General features: G+C 66.2%; 1 protein-coding gene. It reads left to right on the top strand.

From position 1 onward, the window contains the following. The first annotated feature begins 165 nt into the window (after nt 1–165). Nucleotides 166–633, top strand: a complete 468-nt coding sequence (locus ABTU92_RS29810; protein WP_408095153.1) for an FRG domain-containing protein — start codon at nt 166–168, stop codon at nt 631–633. Nucleotides 634–814 lie beyond the last annotated feature (181 nt).

Below are 814 nucleotides of genomic sequence, written 5' to 3'. Positions count from 1 at the left end.
CCGGGCGTCCGTCCTGTCGTTACTATGGTTTCGGCGAGCAGGATACACGCCCGCTACAGGCGAGCCGCGGGCGTTCCGGCCGTGTAAAACGTGTGTGACCGGTGTTTACACGCAGGGCGCGCTTCAGCATCATGTGACAACCGTCGTGTGCCGAGCGGGTGGCCCATGTCCGCGTCGCTGACCAGCAAGCTCTGGCGCCGGGAGCGCGTGTCGACCTGGCTCGAGTTTCAGTCGACCATCGCTCCCTTCCTGAACGGCGAATGGCTGTTCCGTGGCGTCGCCTCGGTTCGCCACACGCTCGTTCCCTCGGTCGGGCGCACACGCGAGGGCTTCACCTATTCGGTCGCGCTGGAGGAGGCGCTTCTCGAACAGTTCAAGCGCGAGGCGCTGCCGTTTCTCGACCATCGGCCGATCACCGAATGGGAATGGCTGGCGCTCGCCCAGCATCACGGGGTGCCGACGCGGCTGCTCGACTGGTCGGAGTCGCCGTCCGTCTCGCTGTTCTTCGCCGTGTGGGGCAACGATCACGACGACGCCGGGCTCTACATCGTCCGGCGGCCGCGCGCCGTCGTCGCGCTCGACTGCCATCCGTTCAAGGTCCGCAAGGTGTCGTTCTTCTTCTCGGCCGGGTGACGTAGTAGCCGCGGACGAGCTCGGGCTGTTCTCGGTGCATCCGAAGCCGGACGAGCCTTACCGCTGCGGCGCAGCTGAGGAGAGCTGCTTCAGCAGTCGCCGCGCCTGGTTGTAGAGTACGATCTGGGTGCTCACCACGTCGTCCGGAATCGGACGGCCGACGAGATCGGCGAGATCGTCG

Source organism: Rhodoplanes sp. SY1, from assembly GCF_046000175.1.
Classification (GTDB): Bacteria; Pseudomonadota; Alphaproteobacteria; order Rhizobiales; family Xanthobacteraceae; genus Rhodoplanes.
Note: the sequence above shows the minus strand (reverse complement) of the source record. Positions and strands in the feature narration are given on the sequence as shown.

Bases quoted from the DNA above. Each gene is read 5' to 3' on its own strand.
- ABTU92_RS29810 (WP_408095153.1), top strand. From the start codon at position 166: ATGTCCGCGTCGCTGACCAGCAAGCTCTGGCGCCGGGAGCGCGTGTCG.